Annotated in this window: 17 protein-coding genes; 7 read left to right on the forward strand and 10 right to left on the reverse strand. The window is 33.2% G+C overall.

What is annotated here, in order from left to right:
• Window positions 1–104 precede the first annotated feature (104 nt).
• Entirely contained in the window at window positions 105–506 is a 402-nt protein-coding gene (gene mce / locus ACFSX9_RS06135; protein WP_379805715.1) for a methylmalonyl-CoA epimerase, read from the reverse strand.
• Window positions 507–619: 113 nt separating this feature from the next.
• Between mce and rbfA the strand changes: the two genes are divergently transcribed.
• Both rbfA and ACFSX9_RS06145 read left to right on the forward strand, forming a co-directional pair.
• A complete protein-coding gene (gene rbfA, locus ACFSX9_RS06140; protein WP_379805717.1) occupies window positions 620–1012 on the forward strand; it encodes a 30S ribosome-binding factor RbfA in 393 nt (130 codons plus the stop codon).
• A gap of 1 nt (window position 1013) precedes the next feature.
• Window positions 1014–2207 (forward strand): ABC transporter permease, encoded by a 1194-nt coding sequence (locus tag ACFSX9_RS06145; protein ID WP_379805719.1) that lies wholly within the window; start codon window positions 1014–1016, stop codon window positions 2205–2207.
• A gap of 7 nt (window positions 2208–2214) precedes the next feature.
• On the opposite strand, the gene gldD is transcribed toward ACFSX9_RS06145, so the two are convergent.
• From gldD to mutY, 4 genes are read right to left on the reverse strand one after another with little or no spacing between them, the layout of a single operon-like run.
• Window positions 2215–2772 carry a gliding motility lipoprotein GldD gene (gene gldD / locus ACFSX9_RS06150; protein ID WP_379805721.1) on the reverse strand — a complete coding sequence of 186 codons (558 nt, stop codon included), beginning with the start codon at window positions 2770–2772 and terminating at the stop codon, window positions 2215–2217.
• Between the two features lie 2 nt (window positions 2773–2774).
• Window positions 2775–4064, reverse strand: a complete 1290-nt coding sequence (gldE, locus tag ACFSX9_RS06155) for a gliding motility-associated protein GldE (RefSeq protein WP_379805723.1) — start codon at window positions 4062–4064, stop codon at window positions 2775–2777.
• 23 nt (window positions 4065–4087) lie between these two features.
• Complete coding sequence (locus ACFSX9_RS06160; protein ID WP_379805725.1) at window positions 4088–4489, reverse strand: single-stranded DNA-binding protein; 402 nt, start codon at window positions 4487–4489, stop codon at window positions 4088–4090.
• A 36-nt stretch (window positions 4490–4525) separates the two neighbouring features.
• Window positions 4526–5575, reverse strand: coding sequence for an A/G-specific adenine glycosylase (gene mutY / locus ACFSX9_RS06165; protein WP_379805727.1), 1050 nt, complete (start codon window positions 5573–5575; stop codon window positions 4526–4528).
• Window positions 5576–5705: 130 nt separating this feature from the next.
• Between mutY and ACFSX9_RS06170 the strand changes: the two genes are divergently transcribed.
• The gene (locus ACFSX9_RS06170; protein WP_379805729.1) at window positions 5706–5999 is read left to right on the forward strand and encodes an HU family DNA-binding protein; all 294 of its coding nucleotides are present in this window, start codon (window positions 5706–5708) and stop codon (window positions 5997–5999) included.
• Window positions 6000–6327: 328 nt separating this feature from the next.
• Window positions 6328–7878: an Rne/Rng family ribonuclease gene (locus ACFSX9_RS06175; RefSeq protein ID WP_379805731.1), complete on the forward strand. Its 1551-nt coding sequence runs from the start codon at window positions 6328–6330 to the stop codon at window positions 7876–7878.
• A gap of 56 nt (window positions 7879–7934) precedes the next feature.
• On the opposite strand, the gene pbpC is transcribed toward ACFSX9_RS06175, so the two are convergent.
• From pbpC to ACFSX9_RS06190, 3 genes are all read right to left on the reverse strand, one after another.
• A complete protein-coding gene (gene pbpC / locus ACFSX9_RS06180) occupies window positions 7935–10325 on the reverse strand; it encodes a penicillin-binding protein 1C (RefSeq protein ID WP_379805733.1) in 2391 nt (796 codons plus the stop codon).
• Window positions 10301–15799, reverse strand: a complete 5499-nt coding sequence (locus tag ACFSX9_RS06185; RefSeq protein ID WP_379805735.1) for an alpha-2-macroglobulin family protein — start codon at window positions 15797–15799, stop codon at window positions 10301–10303. The genes pbpC and ACFSX9_RS06185 overlap by 25 nt, the downstream gene beginning before the upstream one ends.
• A 65-nt stretch (window positions 15800–15864) precedes the next feature.
• Complete coding sequence (locus ACFSX9_RS06190) at window positions 15865–16305, reverse strand: nucleoside deaminase (RefSeq protein WP_379805737.1); 441 nt, start codon at window positions 16303–16305, stop codon at window positions 15865–15867.
• A 60-nt stretch (window positions 16306–16365) separates the two neighbouring features.
• Here ACFSX9_RS06190 and ACFSX9_RS06195 point away from each other — a divergent pair, with 60 nt between their 5' ends.
• The 3 genes from ACFSX9_RS06195 to ACFSX9_RS06205 all read left to right on the forward strand — a co-directional run bounded on the left by ACFSX9_RS06195 (window position 16366) and on the right by ACFSX9_RS06205 (window position 19920).
• Complete coding sequence (locus ACFSX9_RS06195; protein WP_379805739.1) at window positions 16366–16899, forward strand: hypothetical protein; 534 nt, start codon at window positions 16366–16368, stop codon at window positions 16897–16899.
• A gap of 302 nt (window positions 16900–17201) precedes the next feature.
• Window positions 17202–18980 (forward strand): 1-deoxy-D-xylulose-5-phosphate synthase, encoded by a 1779-nt coding sequence (locus tag ACFSX9_RS06200; protein WP_379805741.1) that lies wholly within the window; start codon window positions 17202–17204, stop codon window positions 18978–18980.
• Entirely contained in the window at window positions 18973–19920 is a 948-nt protein-coding gene (locus ACFSX9_RS06205) for a DUF3078 domain-containing protein (protein ID WP_379805743.1), read from the forward strand. The genes ACFSX9_RS06200 and ACFSX9_RS06205 overlap by 8 nt, the downstream gene beginning before the upstream one ends.
• Window positions 19921–19976: 56 nt before the next feature.
• Here the strand turns inward: ACFSX9_RS06205 and ACFSX9_RS06210 are convergent, their stop codons facing one another.
• On the reverse strand, window positions 19977–21842 hold the full coding sequence (locus tag ACFSX9_RS06210) for an OmpA family protein (RefSeq protein ID WP_379805745.1): 1866 nt from the start codon (window positions 21840–21842) through the stop codon (window positions 19977–19979).
• 18 nt (window positions 21843–21860) lie between these two features.
• The gene (locus ACFSX9_RS06215; RefSeq protein ID WP_379805747.1) at window positions 21861–22781 is read right to left on the reverse strand and encodes a PorP/SprF family type IX secretion system membrane protein; all 921 of its coding nucleotides are present in this window, start codon (window positions 22779–22781) and stop codon (window positions 21861–21863) included.
• Window positions 22782–22833 lie beyond the last annotated feature (52 nt).

Genomic DNA, 22833 nt, shown 5'->3' on the forward strand with positions numbered 1-22833 from the left:
GGTTTTTTATACCCAATATAAGCTAGATTCCATTACAAACCTTAGATTTTATTGAGAGTGCAATATTACTACTAATTTTTATTTGCACCAAATTTATTTTAAAATTATTTAATCTCCTGACAGAGCTCAATCAAAACACCGTTTGTACCTTTTGGATGCAAAAATGCAACTAACTTATTATCAGCTCCTTTTTTAGGAATTTCATTCAAAACAATAAAACCCTCGGATTTTAGACGAAGAATCTCAGACACAATATCTTCTACATCAAATGCAATATGATGAATACCCTCTCCCTTTTTAGCAATAAATTTTGCAATAGGACTGTCATCATTGGTTGCTTCTAAAAGTTCAATCTTATTAGGACCATTCATGAAAAAAGAAGTTTTCACACCCTCACTCATCACTTCTTCCTGTTTATAAGGCGGTTGCCCGAACAACTTTTCAAACAACAAATTTGAAGTTTCTAAGCTTTTTACAGCAATTCCAATGTGTTCAATTTTTCTCATTTTCAATACTAAATTAATTCTAACAAACTTACTAAATTAAAAAATTTAGCTCTGATTTGTAAATACAAAAATACAATTATTTTTAGCTTGAAAAAAAATTGTATTTTTGCAAGATGGAAACAAATAGACAAAAGAAAATAGGAGCACTTTTACAAAATGATTTAGTATCTATTTTGCAAGGGGAAATCCGTAAAAATAATATTAACAACTTATTAATTTCGGTATCTCAAGTGAACGTAACTTCTGATTTATCGATTGCAAAAGTGCATTTGAGTATTTTCCCCACAGAAAAAGCAAGCGAAACTTTGGCAGCTATAAAAAGTAACGCTCCTTTAATTAAGCATGATTTGGCGCAACGCGTAAAAAATCAATTGCGTAAAGTTCCTAATCTAATTTTTTATATTGATGACAGCTTAGACTATATCGAAAAAATTGACAAAGCATTAGCTGGGAAAGACAACCCAATTGAAAATCCAGATTTATTAGAAAAAAGAAAGAAATCGTAATTTGAACCTTTCCCTATACATAGCCAAACGATACGCTATCAGTTTTAGCAAGAACAAAGCCATTAATATTATTACTGGCATAGCTTCTGTTGGAATTATTGCTAGCACAATGGCTCTGTTTATATTTTTATCGGTTTTTAGTGGATTGAAAGTATTTACTCTAAACTTTGCCAATGCCTCCGATCCCGATTTTAGATTAGAAACAATTTCAGGCAAATTCTTCGACATATCTACTGAACAGGAGGAACAATTAAAATCGAGCAAGAATATTGCTTTCTACAGTAAAACTGTGGAAGAACGTGTCTATTTTTTATATAATGAAAAAGAGATCGTTGCTCACATTAAAGGAGTTGATCAAAATTACACTAAAGTAAATGACTTCGAACGCCACTTATACGCTGGAGATTGGTTGCAACCCAATACAGAAAATGTGGTAGTTGGCGCAGAAATCAGTCGAAAGTTATCTTTGGGATTATTCGACTTTAACAATGCATTGGAAGTTTATGCTCCAAAACCTGGAAAAGGAAACATCGACAATCCCGATGAAGCATTCAATAAGGCACTATTATTTCCTTCTGGAATTTACTCTATTAATGAAGAATTAGATGGGAAATTTGTTTTTTGTAATATTGCTTTAGCTCAAGATCTATTAGGACTACCGGCAGATCTTTTTACAAACATCGAACTGAAAACTACTCCAAACTGTGATGAATCGGACCTTAGAAATGAACTGGGTTCCATTTTTGGCAAAAATGTCAAAATAAAAAACAGAGCGCAATTAAATGATTCTTTATATAAAATGTTGGAGTCTGAAAATCTATTCATCTACCTATTTAGTACATTAGTTGTAATCCTAACCTTGTTTTGTTTGGCTGGCGCAATTGTAATGATTATCATCGATAAAAAGGATAACTTAAAAACGCTTTTCAATATTGGAGTTACAAAAACCTCAATTCGAAGCATCTTTTTTGCACAAGGAATACTAATTACATTTTTTGGCTTACTAATAGGATTAGCATTGGCAATTTTAATAATTGTCTTGCAGCAACAGTACTCGTTCATTATGATTACCGCCACCATGCCTTATCCCGTATCGTTTGAATGGGCAAACATTGGAATTGTTGTAGCCACTATCGTTATTCTAGGACTTATATCATCTTGGATTGCTTCAGGAACAGTTAAAAATACATTTTAATCTATTTCTATTTCCACTCTAAAGTTTCCATGATGCGTCTGACATCATCTTGCACATATTTTGCAGCTGGCAAAATGGAGTCGTAGTTCGGTTTTGCATAAAAATAAACACTACCGCGCACGAAATTCTTCACGCTATCGGTAACATAAAACTGCGCATTAGTAGCCGCGTTTCCACCAACTTGATAAAACATTCCGTAGACCTTTTTACTATCATTCAGAAAAGGTTGCTCCAAAATATCATCAGCTTTTATGGCGTGATCGTAAGTTAATTTTTGCGAATCTCGCAACAAATCATTAATATTACCATCCACTGATTTATAAGTTAAATATATTGTAGCTTTCATTTTTGGATAATTAATCTCAAACGAACAATTATCATTTTTGATTTCTCCCAACTTATTAACCTCAAATTGATACGCACAATTAGGCTCAAATGTTTCATAAATTGCTTCTGGATAATCTAATCGCAAATGACCTTTCGGTTTTGGAACAGCATCATCTCCACAAGAAATTAACCCTAAAATTGCAATAAAAAAACTGTATTTTATTATATTTCGCATCATAATTACGGTAAAGTAACTTTTATCTGTTTTATTCTTCTCTTGTCAATATTTTCAATTGAAAAAATTATTCCGTTGAAAGTAAGTTTTTGTTTCTTCTTTGGGAAATTACCCGAAATTTCAAGTAAAAAACCTGCTAATGTTTCGGCCTCACCTTTCGAATCTTCAAATTCATCTTCTTCAATATCAACAACACGATAGAAATCTTTTAAACTTGTCTTACCTTCGAAAAGATAATTATGCTCGTCAATTTGCGTATAAGAAACATCATCATCATCAAACTCATCGCTGATATCTCCAACAATCTCTTCTAATACATCTTCTAACGTTATAATTCCACAAGTCCCCCCATATTCATCAACAACAACCGCTAAGTGATTTTTCATTGCCTGGAAATCCTTTAAAAGGTTGTCAAGCTTTTTATTTTCTGGTACGAAAAAAGGTTTTCGAATAAGAGTTTGCCAAGTAAAAACAGTTTCATCAATAAAAGGAATTAAATCCTTAATAAACAAAACGCCTTCAATTTGGTCAATATTATCTCTATAAACCGGAATTCTCGAATATCCCTTGTCCACAATATTAGGCAAAACTGCTTCAAAATCATCTTCTATATTAATTGCAAAAACATCAATTCTTGGAATCATTACTTGTTTTACTTCGGTGCTTCCAAAAGTAACAATCCCTTCTAAAATTTTCTGTTCTTCCACCGTAGTTTCAGATTGATGTGTGAGCTCTAAAGCTTGAGACAACTGGTCCACCGAAAAATTTCCTTTCTGTACATTTAGCTTCTTCTCAATATACAAAATCGCATTTCTCATAGGAATACTAATGGGAGCTAATATTTTATCTAAAATAGAAATAGGCACAACAACCATTTTGGAGAAGAGCACATTATTTCTGTTGGCGTAAATCTTTGGTAAAACTTCACCACATAATAAAATTAAGAAAGTTACCACAATAACCTCCAAAACAAATCTAACTACAGGAGAAGCGATACCGCCAAATAATTGACCACTTATAGACGAGAAAAGAATAACAATTGCAATATTCACAAAATTATTCGCCACTAAAATAGTAGCTAATAATTTCTTAGGCGTCTGCAATAATTTTTGAAGGAGATTTCCTTTGTTAGAATCGTCATTTACAACATCATCAATGTTTTTTTGCGACAAAGAAAACAGCGCTACTTCAGAGCCAGATATAAACGCAGAAAGAATTAGCAAAATAAATATTGCAAAAATTCCTATTATTAACTCAAAATTAATCGATTGAAATAAACTGGGATCAGGATCCAAAATTTGTTGGTATTAGTTAAATATTAATGCATTGAGTCATCAGGAGCACTACCTAAAGGCACTGATGATTTGCTCAAATCTGTTTCTTTTTTAGTAGTTAAAAAAGTAAATTCAGTTACCTGAATTTCGGTAGTATATTTTGTAGCTCCGTCTTCTGCTTGCCACTGACGCGATTTAATTCGACCTTCAATGTAAATTTTATCACCTTTAGATAAATATTTTTCGCAAATTTCAGCTGCTTTATTTCGAACTACAATGTTATGCCATTCTGTAGAAGTAATTTTTTCACCTGTTGTTTTATTGATATAAACTTCGTTAGTAGCAAGTGGAAATCTTCCAATGCAATTACCCCCTTCGAAGTAATGCATTTTAATTTCATCTCCAAGATGTCCTATCAAAATGACTTTATTTAATGTACCGTTCATGGCTTGTAATTTATTGGGTTGATCAAAAGTAATAATTTAATGCGAATTAAAATAATCCGAAAGCATAAAATTATGAATTACTATTGGAAAAGGTAACTTTTGTATTTCAGTAAGAGATTTGGAATCAGGCAATTTGACATCAAAACGCAGTAAAAAAAATCGGATAAACAAGTGCTGATGCGACAATTTATGATTGATAACTTCGTCATTAAAAACAAAGTATTCTACTGGTTTTTGTCCGAAGAAATTCATAGTTTCGAATTGATCTTCTACTTCATTTGGCTCCATTAAAACATCCGTTTCTAACAAGTGGAACTCATATAAATTTTCCCAAATCCCCTTTCCTTCACGTTTTTGAACAATAAATTTACCATCAACATCTTTAAGAATCAAATAATTAAAGTATTTATTAGTCACTTTCGTTTTCTTACTTTTCACGGGAAGTTCTCCTACCTTTTTATATTGCAATGCACCACATGAATCAGAAAAAATACAATTTTCGCAATCTGGACTTTTCGGAACACATTGTAAAGCACCAAATTCCATAATCGCCTGATTAAACAAAGCAGGCCTATCCTTTAATATTAATTCTTGAGCTAAAGCTTGAAACACCTTTTTTGTTTTGGAATCAGAAATATCATTATCCATATTAAAATACCTACTCAAAACCCGATATACATTTCCATCTAAAACCGCTACTGGCTCATCATACGAAAAAGATGCGATTGCGGCTGCTGTATATTCGCCAACTCCTTTTAATTTTAACAATTCACTGTAATTATCTGGAAAAACACCGTTTAATTCATTAGCGACATATTTAGCGGTTCCATGTAAATTTCTTGCTCGGGAATAGTAGCCCAAACCTTGCCATAATTTCAAAACTTGCTCTTCTTCTGCATTTGCCAAGTCAAAAACAGTAGGAAATGCTTCTATGAAAGATATAAAATAAGGTAATCCTTGCGCCACGCGAGTTTGTTGCAGCATAATTTCTGACAACCAAATAAAGTACGGGTTTGTGGTGTCTCGCCACGGTAAATCACGCTTATTTTGTAAATACCATTGAACTAAAGAGTTAGAAAATTGCATAATTTTATATTGATTGGCAAAAATAAATCTTTACTATTTAAAATTTAATCAATTATGATTGATTTATTATTTTTTTAATCCTTATATTTGCACACTCAAAAAAATACACAATATATAAATACGAAAGAAAATGACGAAAGCAGATATCGTAGCGAAAATTTCAGAGAGATTAGGACTTGAAAAGGGAGATGTTCAAGCAACTGTTGAGACTTTTATGGATGAGGTGAAAAATTCTTTGGAAACTGGTGACAATGTTTACTTAAGAGGCTTTGGAAGTTTTATCATCAAAACTAGAGCGGAAAAGACTGGTAGAAACATTTCTAAGAACACTACAATCAAAATTCCTGCACACAACATTCCTGCATTTAAACCTGCAAAAGTATTTGTAGAAAGCATTAAAGAGAAGACAGAAGTTACAGTATAAAAATAAATTATTAATCTAAACACCAACACGTTATGCCAAGTGGTAAAAAAAGAAAAAGACATAAGGTAGCGACTCACAAGCGTAAGAAAAGAGCGAGAGCTAACCGTCATAAAAAGAAAAAGTAGTTTAAAACTACTTTTTTCTTTTTTAAGAAAAAGTTCATTGAAATTAATCAACTTATGTTGGTTACCGGGAAAAAATCCTGTAAAAAATTATTGTTTAATCCATTCGTACAATTAGAATTAGAAATTTAGAATTGGGAATTTAGAATATTCTAACTTCAACTTTCTTAATTCTTACTTTAAGAGTATGGATAAAAAGATGCCGCATGAACAAAGAATTAATTATTCGATCAGGTTCAGACGCTGTAGATTTTGCCTTATTAAAGGATGGAAAACTAATTGAATTACACAAAGAAGAAGAAAAACAAAGCAACTTTGCAGTTGGTGATATTTTTATTGCCAAAATTCGCAAACCAGTTGCTGGATTGAATGCTGCTTTTGTAAACTTAGGCTACGAAAAAGACGCCTTTTTACACTATCATGATTTAGGTCCTAATCTTCCTTCTATGATGAAGTTCATAAAACTTGTAAGCGCAGGTAAAATAAAAGATTATTCACTCAAAAATTTTCCTTTTGAGCCTGAAATCAACAAAGATGGTGCTATCACAGATATTCTGAGCCCTAATCAGTCGATTTTAGTTCAAGTAGTAAAAGAACCTATTTCTACAAAAGGTCCCAGAATTAGTTCTGAGATTTCTTTAGCAGGAAGATACGTGGTTTTAGTTCCTTTTTCAGATCGAATTTCTGTTTCTCAAAAAATAGAATCTAGAGAAGAAAAAGATAGATTAAAGCGACTGGTTCAATCTATTAGACCAAAAGGATTCGGTGTTATTGTGCGAACAGTAGCCGAAGGCAAAAAAGTAGCCGAACTTGATAAAGATCTACAAACCCTAATAGAAAGATGGTCATCGATGAGCAGACGTTTACAGACAGCTCAACATCCATCAAAAGTACTAGGTGAATTAAACAAAGCTTCGTCAATACTAAGAGATGTGTTTAATGATACATTTACTTGCATAAATGTAGACGATGAAGATTTGTATTTAGAAACGAAGGAGTATTTGCAAGAAATAGCTCCGGATAAAGTGTCTATCGTTAAACACTATCAATCAAAAGACTTACCTCTTTTTGAGAAATATCACATTGAACGACAGATAAAAACGTCCTTTGGAAAAACAGTATCCATGAGTAAAGGTGCTTATTTGATTATTGAACATACTGAAGCTTTACACGTAATTGACGTGAACAGTGGAAACCGTTCAAGCAAAGCAACTAACCAAGAAGATACTGCACTTGAAGTTAACATGATTGCCGCAGCAGAAATTGCTAGACAGTTGCGTCTGAGAGACATGGGCGGGATTATTGTAGTCGATTTTATTGATATGCAAAACCCAGAAAATCGTAAAGTACTATATGACTTCTTAAAAGAAGAAATGAGTGACGATAAGGCCAAGCATAAAATCTTGCCTCCTAGCAAATTTGGATTAATTCAAATTACTAGACAAAGAGTTAGACCAGAAGTCAATATTAAAACCAGAGAAGAAGACCCTAACAATGAAAAAGGGGAAATTGAAGCTCCAATATTAATTATTGACAAGATTGCGTCTGATCTTGAACGCATTGTAAAAGACCACAAGAAAATTGTACTTAATGTACATCCATTTGTGGCAGCATACCTTACAAAAGGTTTTCCATCATTACGTTCGAAATGGTTTTTCGAACATAAGAAATGGGTGAAAATCATACCTCGTGACGCTTACACGTTTCTAGAATATCATTTCTTCGATAAAGAAGTTCATGAAATTATAGTAAAATAATACTGGATTTATCCTGAAAAAAAACCGCTACTCTTAATTGAATAGCGGTTTTTTTATTACTCAAATTCTACCTTTCTAACAATTTCATTTCCTAACTCGTCTATTACTGTTACCAAATGAAAACCAGATTTAGCACTAATTGCTTTTTCGTGAAATGTTTTTGTGCTTCCTAAATACACATCATCTAAGTACCAGAAAAGTTCTGATTCCCTACTGATATGGGCTATTTTAAAAATTGCAGGCTGTATATTTCCTTCAAAATTCTTAGTTAAAATAATTCTAGTCTTTGCTTTTGGATAAATAAAATCCATCACTTTATCGGATGAATTGGATTCGCAATCCGGACGAAACGGCGGCAAAGTCAAATAATTAGGATTATTGTTTTTATAATACCATTCCATAATTGGCGGTAGAACAAACCAAGCTCTCGCTACCATATTATCGACACTTTCACAAGCTGCATTCACCCTAAATTGTTCGCTTTTATCCAGATGAATTAATTTATGGAATGAACAATTTGCTGTTTTCTTAGCCGTTTTTGGAATCCATTGTTTTATAGATGGACAATTTTCTTGTGCTAAATGACCTGAAACACTACAAACATTTGCTTCTTCTAGATCATTATAAGGCGTTTCAAACCATTTTGATTTGGGTAATAGATGAAAAATATCGAATAAAATAGGTGCGGCACTTTCAACTCCCGTTAAAATTGGCCTTCCTTCACCCGTTGCATTTCCAACCCAAATTCCTACCACATACTCTTTGGTTACACCAATTGCCCAAGCATCTCTACTTCCAAAACTTGTTCCTGTTTTCCATGCAATTTCTAATGACGAATCATAAAAACGCCAAGCTTCATCGCCTTGTGGTCGGTTCACTTCTTTCATTGCATTAAAAGTTTGCCAAATAGCTCCCGCACCAAATACATTTTTCTGACGTGTTGTTTTTCCAAAATCTGTTTTAACGTTGAAATCAATGTTTAGCTTGCCCATTTCTGTGGTTCGATACTCATTGTTGTTATTATAGAAATGATTCAACGTGCTCGACATATAGGCGTAAGCATTGCATAAATCCCACAGATTGGATTCAGCACCACCTAAAATTAACGACAGTCCATAATTCGAAGGTTGTCGGTTGATGTTTTTCAAATTTAACTTCTGCAGTTGTTCATAAAACTTATTCACAGAATATTCTTGAAGCATTAAAACAGAAGGAATATTCAAAGATCTTGATAGAGCTCTACTAGCTGGAACCGCTCCGTCATAAGTAAGATTATAATTTTGAGGCGAATAGCCCGAAATTTGTGTTGGAATATCGGGAATTAATGTTTGAGGTAGAATTTCTCCATCATCTAACATCGAAGCATATAAAAAAGGTTTTAAAATACTTCCCGTACTTCTTGGAGCCGTAATAATATCGACATCTTTTTGATGATTTTTATCCGTGGGACTGTTTCCAATATAGGCAACAACATTTCTAGTTTTAACCTCAACAACTAAAACAGAAATATTATAAACTTGGTTTTGCTTGTATAAGTTATAATACTGTCGGACTATTTCATTCGCTTGTTCTTGAATATGCGTGTCAATTGTTGTTTTGATCTTCTCACCACGATTCGTCTTGGCAACTTTCTCTAATAAATGAGGTGCAATTTGAGGCACATCAAAAGGCTTTTGAGGCAAATTTTCTTGCAATGATAATTCATAGGTTTCTTTATCAATTACCTTATTTGTGTATAATTTCTTAAGTAAAAGGTTTCGTTTGTTTAGTAATCTTTCTTGATTTTTTCCCGGATAAATTAAGCTTGGAGCATTTGGCAAAACCGCCAAAGTAGCCGATTCAGCCCATGATAATTGGTTAGATTGCAAACCGAAATAACGCCAAGATGCCATTTCTAAACCCACAACATTACTCCCAAAAGGAGCGTGACCAGCGTATAGTTGTAAAATTTTTTCTTTAGAATGCCTAAATTCCAATCGCGTAGCTAATATAATTTCAATTACTTTCTCAAAATAACTTCTGCTTTTTCCATCTCTGTGTAATCTGATGACTTGTTGCGTTAATGTACTTCCACCACGTACTACTTTATTCGCTTTTCGATTTTGTAAAAAAGCATTGTACATAGAAACGGGATTGAAACCAAAATGCTGATAAAAATGCTGATCTTCAAATGCAAGAATGCAAGCTTTAAACTTTACTGGAACACTATCACTTTCCGGAAAACGCCATTGCCCATCTTTGGCGATTTTCGCACCTAATAAATCACCCTTATTACTTTCTATAACGGTTGCGTAGTTGTTTTCAAATAATTGACGGGGTAATGAAAAGAAATAAACTACCATCAAAATGAGAATGATGGTAGTTTTAATTTTATTGTTTTTAAAAAAACGAACTGGCTTTTTGACCCAGTCCGTTTTGAAAGTTAATCTTTTACTATTTTCACCCATTGTCCTTTGGTTCTTACTATGTAATTATTATCATACATAGCTTCACATTGAATACCTGGGAAATAGTAATCTCCTAAATATGTTGCATTCAACAATACTGTAAATGTTCGCGATTCATTAGGTCGAAGTCCAAAATAAAAATAACTTCTGTCATCACGAATATCAATATAATCTGCTTTGTTTTGAGCAAACTCACCAAAATCGGTATAACGTGAATTCATAATTTCAAATCCTGATGGAATTATTTGCGCTAACGCCACATTTTCAAGCACGTCATTAGAATTATTTCTAATCGTGATTTGCGCTACAATTTCAGTTCCTTGCGTTACTTTATCTAATGAAATTGTATTTCCGTTTCTAGTTTTGAAAGTGATATTTCCGGCTAAATTGTTTTGCATCACTTTTTCTTCGCCCACAGGCAAAATTCCTGTATTAATAACTCGGACATAAACCGTATTGTCTTTATTATTTTTTATTGTGATGGAATTAGAACCGTTTTTGACCACTAACTTTCTATCCGCAATTGATTTAGTTGAAGTTACAACTTCCGTTTTTCCATTATTTGCATAAGAAACATTAATTCCTTTTCCACCATTTTTAATAGCAAATTTTGACATTGCATACAAACAGTAAGCAGTTGTTTGCGTACTCATGTAATTTTTAGACGACAACGAACTAGCAATTTTTGTAGCTAAGTCAAACGATTTTTGATTATCACCAACCAATAAATAGGTCTCTAAAAGCATTGCTCTATTTCTATCCATAGAACCATAATAGTAATAAGTATCATAAGTATCAGCAACCGAAGTTGCGCTTAATAAAGCCAAAGCCGTTCTCTTTTGACCTGTAATAGCATACGTTGCCGCTAATCTGACTTTCGATTCGTTCGAAATTCCTGAAGTTTCTCTCAAACGGTTCATTGATCCCATATCTGGAGCTCCCGCTAAAGCCAACGTATATAAACGATAAGCTTGCGCGAAATCATTGTGATATTGTTGATAATAACGCCATTTTTTTGCTTCAGATTGCTGGTAAGAAATCCATTTTTGTTTGAATCCAATTGGCATAACATAACCTTTTTTCTCAGCTTCCAAAAGGAAATGACCTGCATAAGAAGTTCCCCAATCATCCGCATTACTATTTCCTGGCCAGTAAGAAACACCGCCATTTGCCAATTGATAACTTCCTAATTTTTGAATTCCAGCATTTACATTCTTTTGCATTGCATCTTTTCTCGTGTTGTCGATATCCATCACATCAGCTAGATATAATTGAGGAAAAACACCCGAAGTAATTTGCTCCACACAACCGTGCGGATATTGAATCAAATATTGAATTCTCGAATTAAAATCGATTGTAGGGAAAGAAGAAACTTCAACCCTAGCCGTATTACTTCCGTTTACACCAAAGGTATTCCAGTCGAGTGTTTGACTTGAATTTGGTTCCACAACAACATCAACAAAATCAGTTGTTACCAGATTTGGATTCGTTACATCGATTTCAACTTCATAAGTTGCTTTTTCATTTCCAGAAGTAGCAATAATTTCAATTTTTCCAATGCCGAGTACATTTCCGACTTCTAAATCAAAATAAGCCATTTTTTCATCAGGCGAACTGAACGTTAAATTTTGCTTCAATGGAGAAATTACACGAATCGCATTATTAGTTTTTATTTGAATGGTAACATTTTTAACATGATTTTCCATTGCGAAAACCGTAATTGGCAACGTAACTTTTTCATTAGGCGAAATCTTTCGTGGAACAGATGCTAACACCATCAAAGGTGTTCTAACTGGAGTAGTTTTTTCTGTACTTCCATAAGCATTTGTTTTTGCATCTCCCGCAACAACCATTGTTCGAACTGATCCGATATAATTAGGTATTTTTACTGTATGCGATTTTGTTTCGCCTTTTTTAAGTTTGAAAGGTCCTAAATATATTACTACAGGCTTAAATCTGTTGGCTTTTTTAGCACTTCCGGCACCTAAATCCTCGTCTCCACCAATACTGAAAATCTGATTTATCTTTCCACCATAGGCCCCAATTACCTCGTCATAAATATCCCAAGTTTTTACGCCAAGAGCTTGTCTTGCATAGAATTTATCCCACGCATTTGGTGTTTTGAATCGTGTTAGATCCAACAAACCATCATCAACAATTGCAATAGTATAAGTCATTTCCTTACCATCCTTCTCACTAACTTTAATAGTAGTTTTCGTTTCGGGCTTTAAAACACCTGCCATAGCAATTTGCGGTTGAAGTACCGTATTTTTATCGATAACTTCAATAGGTAAAATTCCATACATCCTAATTGGTGTATCATTTAAACTTGAAGCGTGTGGTTTCAATAATGAAATATTTACATATACATTTGGAGCCATTGCTTCCGTTACTGGAATTTCAACTTTAGTTTCTCCGCTTTTTGTCATAGCCCAAAAAGACGAAATCACTTTCGAACCATTTTCGATGGAGATCAAAGCACGTCCTTCCTCACTAGAAGGAAAAGAAACAATAGCTTTTTCACCCACAGCATATTTCTTTTTATCAGAAGTAAAAACTAACATGTTAGCTGTAGAAGCATTACCTGTTTTTGTTTTCCCAGACCATATAGGCCAATCTATAATTTCTGCTTTACTGGTTGCATGTCCACCATCGTTATCTACAACACGGATTAAATATCTTCCCCAATCATTTTCCGAAACTTCAAATTGCACGCTTGCCTTTCCGGATGCGTTTGTGCTAACGTTAAAGTTCTTATAAGCCGTAGTCACTTCAGATGAATTATATCTTGACAAATCATCATCTGAACTGTTCCACCACCAACGCCAATCTACTTTATAAACTTGAACATCTAAATTTCTTACTGCTTTCGGACTTCCATTTTCATCAACGGTAACGATATCAAAGCGATTCGTTTTTTCCGTTTCCAGCATTCCGTATTTATTTGGCTCTGGACTCTTTATTCCTACATAAGTTTTAAAAGGTGAGTACGAAGCCGTAACAACATCTGTACTAAAATCCCCACCCGTTTCGTAAGCTTTTGTTTGAAAAACTACTTTTAATTTCCCAGGCGCTTGATTTGTGACTTTGGGTTGAATAACCACTTTAGCTCTTCCATAATCATCTACTTTCCCTGAAAAAACATTCACTTCTTCGGTTGAAAACTTCCGAACTTCATCATCAAAATCATAATTTGCAAAGCCTTTAAAAGCAGTTACTTGCGGCATAAATTTTGCCTGCATTTCAACGTTCAAATTTTTCGCAATTGCTCCGTGTAACCAAGCGACATCAATTGTTCCAACGTTTGGTTTATTACCTGATAAAACACCATCAGCAAAACTGTTTTTTATTTTTAAGCGATTTGGCTTAATCGTTTCAATCTTTACACTTTGATAAAAATGAGCACCGCCGACTGTGATTTTTGCCTCCCAGTTTCCAGTTATATCAGTATCTTTTGTAGCTATAGAAAATTTATAGTGATTGTTTTCATTATACTTTTGAACCGCAGTATAGGATGCCTTTCCTTGTGGATTTGATAATTTAAACTTTATAGGATGTGTTTTTTCTAATTTGCTATCATTATCATTTAACATGAAAGAAAGATGCAATGTATCACCAGGACGCCAAACGCCCCTTTCGCCATAAATATATCCTTTTAAACCTTTTTGAAGTTGCTCACCACTAACGTCAAAGTTACTTACAGAAAGTGATTGTCCTTCATCTAATTTAATATATGTGGTGTTATGATCTCTGTTAACTATTGCAAAATATGCGTATTTATCTAAATCAGCGATAGCAAAACCTTCGCCATCAGTTTTAATGGTTGTTAGTTTTTGTTGCTGAAAATTATATACATCGATTGTAGCTCCAGAAATTGGATCAGTTGTAACAATATCATTAACGGTAAAGAAGTAAGAACCATTTTCACCTCTTTTTACTATTACACCTAAATCACTCGCTATTACATTTGTAGAAACAGCACTTTTAAAATAGTACGATTTGTCACATGGATTATCTCTTTCTTCCCAGTTATAATCATCATAGTAGTAATAATCATCATAATAATAGTTTTGATTGCTGCGTACTTCGTCCTTATCAACTGTATCTTCATCATCATCCTCCTCAACACTTGCGTTAGCACATTTGTAAAGTGAGTACTTTCGTTTATAACTCAGCTCAACTCTATAAATAGAACCCGGGTCAACAGCGATTATTTTAGATAAATCTATTGCGTATGTATTCCATTCGCCATAATTAACTAAATTATTAGTCTTTAAGGTTATGGTTTGTTTCGCTACTGGAAGCGCAACATTTCTAAGGTTTTGATTTCCGTTTAGTTCGTTATACTGTAAAAATTGAAGAATATTATTTTTATATATTTGATATATTTTTACATCAACAGCACTTAGGTTTACAGCTTCAAAATTAATTTTTAAATTATTTGAGCTTGGCAATATTGTACCACTTTTCACAAATTTAATTTCTGGTTTTACCTGATCAAAAATTATTGACTCAGAAAAATCATATTTCATCTTATTGCCTTCTTCATTTTGAATCCCTTGAAAAACTTCAACTAATAATTCTCCTTTTAAGGATTCACTGAAGTAGACTTTTAAAAGATTTCCGGCTGTAGCGAATTTTAAATTTGTAGCAGATTGAATTTGGACTAATCCATCTAATTCTTGACCTTTTTTAATGGGATCAGAAAAGTTTAGCAATAGCACCTGAGCGTTATCTTCTTGAAGACGGGCTGAGATTACCTTGAAATTATTTTTACCTGGGATTTCAAAATCCATTGTTCCCTCTTGCTCAATATCAAAAGAACTTCCATTCCAAGAAATATTAACTTCACTGTCCTCGGCTTTGCGCTGGATGCTATCAATGATAAATTTATATTCTTTAGAACTCGATTGTTCTTTATTAAACTTAATTTTCAAGTCTTTATCGTTTTGATTGACTTTAAACAATTTAATAACCGACTCTAAATCAATGTCATCACTAAACGAAATTGTAGCGTTTAAATACTGATATTCTTTACTATATGATTGTAAATCTTGTGTCTTAATTACAAAATCTTGCTTTATCGTCTTCAGAGAAAACTGAAATTTTTTCAATTCCTTAGGCACATCTTTAACCTCATCTAAATGAAAAGTAACTTGATATTCAGTGTCTTGCTTTAAACGCTCTGCAGGAATGAATGCAATTGTATTCGCTGAAAGCGCAACAACTTTACCTTTTACTTTAGGACTAATAGAAAACAGATCACTATCTAGCTCCTGATTAGGTTTCCATTCTTTGTTGTCAAATGCTAAGACAACTCTAACATCAGTTTTAGTAGAAACTAATCCAGAACTAAAATTAAGTATATAGTCTTTGTATAGATTAAAATTTGAATTGAAATTTTCCGTCTTTTTACCACACGAAAAACCCACAATTAATAATAATACTAGCTGGATATAGTTTTTGAATTTCATTAAATCTGATTTTTATAATTAAAGTTTAAAGATATAAAATAATTTTAAACCTAATCTTACAAATATCATCTTCTTGATTTAAAAAAATTTCGCATTAATTCTGCACATTCTTTTTCTAAAATCCCTGAAACGACTTGGGTTTTTGGATGTAATTGCGTTCCCATTTTCTGAAAACCTCTCGCTTCATCTGTTGCACCATAAACAATTTTGGTGATTTGACTCCAGTATAAAGCGCCAGCACACATCTGACAAGGTTCTAATGTGACGTATAAAGTACAATCTTTTAAATATTTGCCTCCTAAAAAATTCGCCGCACTTGTAATGGCTTGCATCTCGGCGTGCGCTGTAACATCATGAAGCAATTCTGTTAAATTATGAGTGCGCGCAATTACTTTATTCGCCACAACAATTATAGCTCCTACAGGAATTTCCCCCTTCTCAAAAGCAATTTCTGCTTCTTGCAGTGCTTTCTTCATAAAATATACATCGGTAAAAACATCTATCATAATTCAAAGTTACATTATTTTTGGAATAATAATTGCGGTTGAAAATTAAACTCAATAGCTATGAAAAAGATTTCTATTTCAATTCCAAAACCGTGTAATGAAAACTGGAATGCGATGTTACCTGAAGAAATGGGCAGATTTTGCCAATCTTGTTCTAAAACGGTAATTGATTTTACCAAAAGTTCAGATGCAGAAATTACAAATTATTTTCAAAACAACACAGCTGTTAAAACTTGTGGAAGATTCAAAAGCGATCAGTTACACGCTCTAAAAATAGAGATTCCTGAGCAAATCTTATTGCAACAAAAATCGTTTAGAAACATGTTTCTACTTGCGCTATTGATTACAATGGGAACTACATTATTGAGCTGTAAAGATGTGAACAATAATAGTCAGCCTCTAGGTGAGATTGTTGTTATACAAGATAGTATTGTTAAACCAAAAGATTCTGTTATTCAGGTCGAAAAAACCGGTGAAGTCACGAAGCTCGGCATGGTAATCTGCGAACAACCTGAACCTACTAAAGTTTTAAAAACACAGAAAGTAGCGGAACCTCCTATGATTACAGGTGAAATTGCTATTGATGAAGAATAGCGTATTACAGTTAAACTAGTTTAAAACTTATTTTTTTTTAGCTAGCAAGCAAAAATTTCAATTCAAATAGTACAAATTTATATTGGCAAATAGTACCATAAAAAGCATCAAACAATTATTTTGAGTTTATAACTTTTATTACTTCAAAACTAAAATTTCCAAAAACATAAAACTTTAAATGATTAAGCAGATTGGGCAGTTTAAAATTAAAAGCTTAACTGTTAGTGTTAAAATCACTTACCCAATTCGAATTAAAATAGAGTAATATAAAACAAAAGCTTAAATTTGCCTTTTCAAATCAAATGCAAAGCGAAATTCTCTCCTATATTAACAGCCCCAAAGATTTAAGAAAGCTTTCTATAGATCAACTTCCACAGTTAGCTACAGAATTGCGGGAATTTATCATTGATATTATTTCCAAAAAAGAAGGTCATTTAGGCGCAAGTTTAGGTGTTATAGAATTGACAATTGCGCTTCATTATGTATTCAACACACCTGAAGCTTTATTAGTTTGGGATGTAGGTCATCAGGCTTATGGCCATAAAATTCTTACAGAAAGACGTGCGGTTTTTCATACCAATAGAGAATTAAATGGTATTTCTGGTTTCCCGAAAAGAAGTGAAAGTATTTACGACACCTTTGGCGTGGGACATTCCTCAACTTCTATTTCTGCAGCTTTAGGAATGGCCTTATCTTCCCAATTAAAAGGAGACGATCAAAAACAACATATTGCAGTTATTGGTGACGCTTCAATTGCGAGCGGAATGGCTTTTGAGGGTTTAAATCATGCTGGCGTTACCGACGCAAATTTATTAGTGATTTTAAATGACAATGCTATTGGAATCGACCCAAGTATTGGTGCTTTAAAAAACTATTTAACAGCAGTTAAAGAAGGAAAAAACCCAAAACAAAACAACATTATTAAATCCTTAAATTTTGATTATTCGGGTCCAATTGACGGGCATGATCTGCCAAAGTTAATTTTGGAATTAGAACGTTTAAAAAAAGTAAAAGGTCCTAAATTTTTGCACGTAATTACCACAAAAGGAAAAGGATTACAATTAGCAGAGAAAGATCAAGTCAAATACCATGCACCCGGAAAATTTGATGCAAAAACAGGCGAAATTCATTTAAAAGACGAATCGCATTTACCTCCAAAATTTCAAGATGTTTTTGGACACACTTTGGTAGAATTAGCTACTACAAATGAGAAAATAATCGGAATTACTCCAGCTATGCCTTCTGGAAGTTCGATGAAATATATGATGGATGCTTTTCCAAAACGAGCTTTCGACGTTGGAATTGCGGAACAACATGCAGTTACTTTAGCGGCCGGAATGGCGACTCAAGGTATGGTTGTTTTTTGTACTATTTATTCCACTTTTATTCAAAGAGCTTACGATCAAGTCATTCATGATGTGGCTTTGCAAAACTTACCAGTCATTTTCTGTGTTGACAGAGCCGGTTTAGTGGGAGAAGATGGCGCCACACATCACGGCGTTTTTGATATTGCCTTTTTAAATTGCATCCCAAATTTAATTATTGCTTCTCCAAAAGACGAAATAGAATTACGAAATATGATGTTTACTGCTTCCCAAGGTTTAGATCATCCGATTGCAATACGCTATCCAAGAGGAAGAGGCGAAATTATAGCTTGGCAAAAACCTTTCGAGAAAATCGAAATTGGACAGTTAAAAGAAATTCAAAAAGGTAGTAAAATTGCTATTTTTTCTACGGGAACAATTGGAAACAATGTAACAAAAGCATTGGCTACAATTGAAAATTCAAATTTATTTTCACATTATCATTTTCCGTTTATCAAACCGTTAAATGAAATTGAGATAAAAAGCATTATAAGCTTACATCAGCAAATTATCACTATTGAAGATGGAGCCATAAAAGGTGGATTTGGCGAACAAATCAATTCAATTATCACCAAAAACAATCTAAAAAAACCGTGTATTAATTTAGGGATTCCTGATTTTTTTATTGAACAAGGTACGGTTTTAGAACTGCAGCAAATTTGTAAAATTGACGTTCAAAGTTTAATTCAATTATTTAATATTATACAACATGATTAAAAATGCCTACCTAATATTAGGTATCTTCTTTTTAGCATTTCAAACCAACTATGCACAAATCATCCGAACAGAAATCCCTGACTCTATCTCAAATTGGACAAAAGAAAATAAAATAGGATTAGACATTTCTCAAATTGCCTTTGTAAACTGGAATGCCGGAGGAAACAACTCTGTTTCAGGACTTATAAAGACACAATTTATTAGAACATACACAAACGGTAATTTAAACTGGAAGAACGAATTAATCACGCGTTATGGTATCAACAAGCAGGAGTCTCAAGTTATGAAGAAGACTGACGATCAACTTCAGTTAAACTCAACTTTTGGTTTCAGAACCGATACAATTTCGAATTGGTACTATGCTGGGAAATTTAATTTCAATACCCAATTCGCGAATGGATATGCCTATCCAAATACTGATTTAGCGATATCAAGAGCTTTTGCACCTGCCTACATTTTTCTTGGGGTTGGAAGTGAATATTCTAGAAAAGATTTAGATCTGAATATCTACGCATCTCCACTAACTATGAAAACGACTTTAGTTTTTGATCAACGCTTAGCGAATCAAGGTGCTTTTGGGGTAGAAAAAGCGGTCTATGATTTAAATGGAGATTTACTTAAAGAAGGTAAAAATACCCGTACCGAAGTTGGTATTTTAATAACCAATCAATGGAAGAAGGAAGTATATAAAAACATTGACTTAGAGCATCGCATTAGTTTATATACCGACTATGCAAACAACTTCGGAAACATTGATGTGGACTGGGAATTACAATTTGCAATGGTTGTAAATGAATACGTAAAAGCAAACATTGGAATGCGTTTAATTTATGATGATGACATCAAGTTCAAGGAAGAAGTCGCGGGAGTTCAAGTTACGAAAGGACCAAAAACTCAAATAAAACAAATGCTCGGAGTAGGGATTCAATATAAATTTTAATAAAAAAAGGCTCTGAAAATTCAGAGCCTTTTTTGTTATCGTGCTATTTTAATCGTTTATTTCTTAACGATTAAGAATTCACTTCTTCTGTTTTGAGCATGTTCTTCTTCAGTACAATCATCACACATTACTTTAGGTTCAATTTCTCCGAAACCTTGTCCTGAGATTCTTTCTTTTTCAATTCCTTTTGAAATTAAGTATTGAACAGTAGATTTAGCTCTTCTGTCTGATAAATTTATATTGTATTTATCACTTCCTCTATTATCTGTATGTGATTTAGCAAAAATCACCATAGTAGGATGTTCGTTCATAACTACAACTAACTTATCTAACTCTTCAGCACCTTCCTTTGTAATATTGCTTTTGTTGAATTCAAAGAATATTGGCTCAAGAATGACTTCTTTCTCTGTAATAATAGGTAAAATTGGGTTTAGCAAAGCTTCAATTACAACTTTTCCTCCATTAGTCTTAGCAATTGCAAAAACACCACTTTCATATCCTTGTTTTGATACTTGGAAATTATAAGCCATGTCACATTCTACAGCAAATGATGATTTACCCTCAGAATTTGCAAATTGGATATCAAGTACTTTTTCATCACCATCAACTAGAACTACTTTAGCAGCATCAAGCAATTTTCCTGTTTTAGCATCTTTCACTAAAGCAACAGCTTGAACACCGCATATTGGATTAGCTACGTAAATATTGTCAACACCGTCTCTATTACTAGAAAAGAAACCCACATTGTTTACAGTATTAAATGTAAAAGAGAAATCATCCTTCGAAGAGTTTACAGGAGCACCAACATTCATAGCTTCTTCTCCTTTAGCTAAATCAATGCTAAATACATCAAAGCCTCCAAAACCTTGTTTTCCATTAGATGAAAAATACAACACATTATCATCCGTAATGAATGGAAAGCTTTCGTTAGCTTCCGTATTGATTTTTGCACCTAAATTTTCAGGTGTTCCATAAGTATCGCCATCAACAGAAACTTTCCATATATCATCTCCACCAAGACCACCAGGCATATTAGACGAAAAATATAGTGTTTTACCGTCTTTACTAATACTAGGATTTCTCACATCATAGGCGGGACTATTAAATGGTAATGGCTTACTATTTGACCATGAATCTCCATCCTTAGTCGCTTTGTATAGATAAATTTTACCAAATTTTGCTTTTTTCTTTTTATCCTTTGTGTATTCTTTTTCGTTAAAACTTTCACTTCCGTAATAAATTGTATTACCGTCTGAAGATACAGCCGCGGGTCCATCATGCCATTTTGTATTTATATTAGCAACAGCAGTAGCTTCACTAATAGTACCATTTGCATTATATGTAGCTTTATAAATGTCTAAGTAAGGTTCATCATTCCAATTACTAGTTTTTCTTGAAGTATTTCTAGCGCTTGCAAAATATACATTTCTGTCGTTAGTTAAAACTGCACCAAAATCACTATGAATACTGTTTATATCGGATTTTCCAATGTTATACATCTTTACTTGACTTTGTAAAGCGGTCAAGTATTCTGGGTTGGCGTTGAATGATTTTGCTCTTTGGTCGTTTGGAGCCATAGCTACAAATTTCTTCATTTGCTTATCAGCTTCGGTATAATTTCCTTCGGCCTTTAACATTTGAGAATACTTGTAATAAGTTTCAGCGTCCTGTTTCGTTTCTATAGCTTTTGCGAACCATTTTACTGCTTCTTTAGTATTAAAAACATTATAATAACTTTCGGCTAGTTGGTTGTAAACATAGCTATCTCCTTTGTCTTTTTCAGTTAATTTTAAATATTCATTTGCTGCATCTACATATTCGTATCTATCAAATAATTTATCTGCAGCTTTGGTGTCTTTGTTCTGCGCACTTAGTAAACTAGTTGCGATTACAAAACTCAATGTTAAATATATTTTTTTCATGTCGTTATCGCTATTAGGTTAAAAGAATCTTGGTGAGCTTGATACCTTTTTCGAGAAATTCAAATCGAATAGTAAGATAAACTCATGAGAAGAAGGTGTCGTAATTTTCAAATCAGAAACGATGTGATCATACGCGTATCCAATCTTAAGACTTGGTGTAATTGCATAATTAACCATTGCACCAAAACTATCATCTAGACGATAAGTTAAACCAGCTTCAAACTTTTCATTAAATAAGAAATTTGTTGACACATCAAACGAGGTCGGTGCATTAAATGCAGATTTCACCATAAAGAAAGGCTTAAACTTAACATTGTCAGTTAAGTCAAAAACATACCCTCCAGTTAAGAAATAATGTGATGCTTCTGATCCATATTCACGTCCATCAAAATCTAAATGTTTTGATTTCATCATATTTGGAACTGAGAATGCAACATAATACTTATCTGTATAATAGAACAAACCTGACCCTAAGTTAAAATAACTATTGTTCGTGTCTTCTGCAAAGGCAGGATCACTAGGTTGTGGAAGTGTGTTGTAAATATCGCTATACAATCCTACTTTATGAAGCGTAATACCAGCTTTAATACCAAAAGCTAATTTATGCTCACCTCCTAAATTAAGCGTATAAGAGAAATCTCCATAAATATTATTTTCTTCTACAGGCCCAATTTTATCCGAAATAACAGACAGTCCTAATCCAACGTTTTTCCCTACAGGTGAATGACCTGAAAGTGTAAAGGTTGTAGGCGCATCTTCAATATCCACCCATTGTTTTCTATATAACATCCCTATCGATAGGTTTTCTTTACTACCAGCATAAGCAGGATTTATTACATTCATATTATACATATATTGTGTATAATGTGGGTCTTGTTGTGCGTGCAAATCCCCATACGAGGCGATTACAGCTAAAGCTACTAAATATAGTTTCTTCATTATTTTTATATTTATTTTATGTTAGTCACCTCTATTTTTTTAGAGGTGACTT

The sequence above is a fragment of the Flavobacterium ardleyense genome (genome assembly GCF_042686085.1).
Taxonomy (GTDB): domain Bacteria; phylum Bacteroidota; class Bacteroidia; order Flavobacteriales; family Flavobacteriaceae; genus Flavobacterium; species Flavobacterium ardleyense.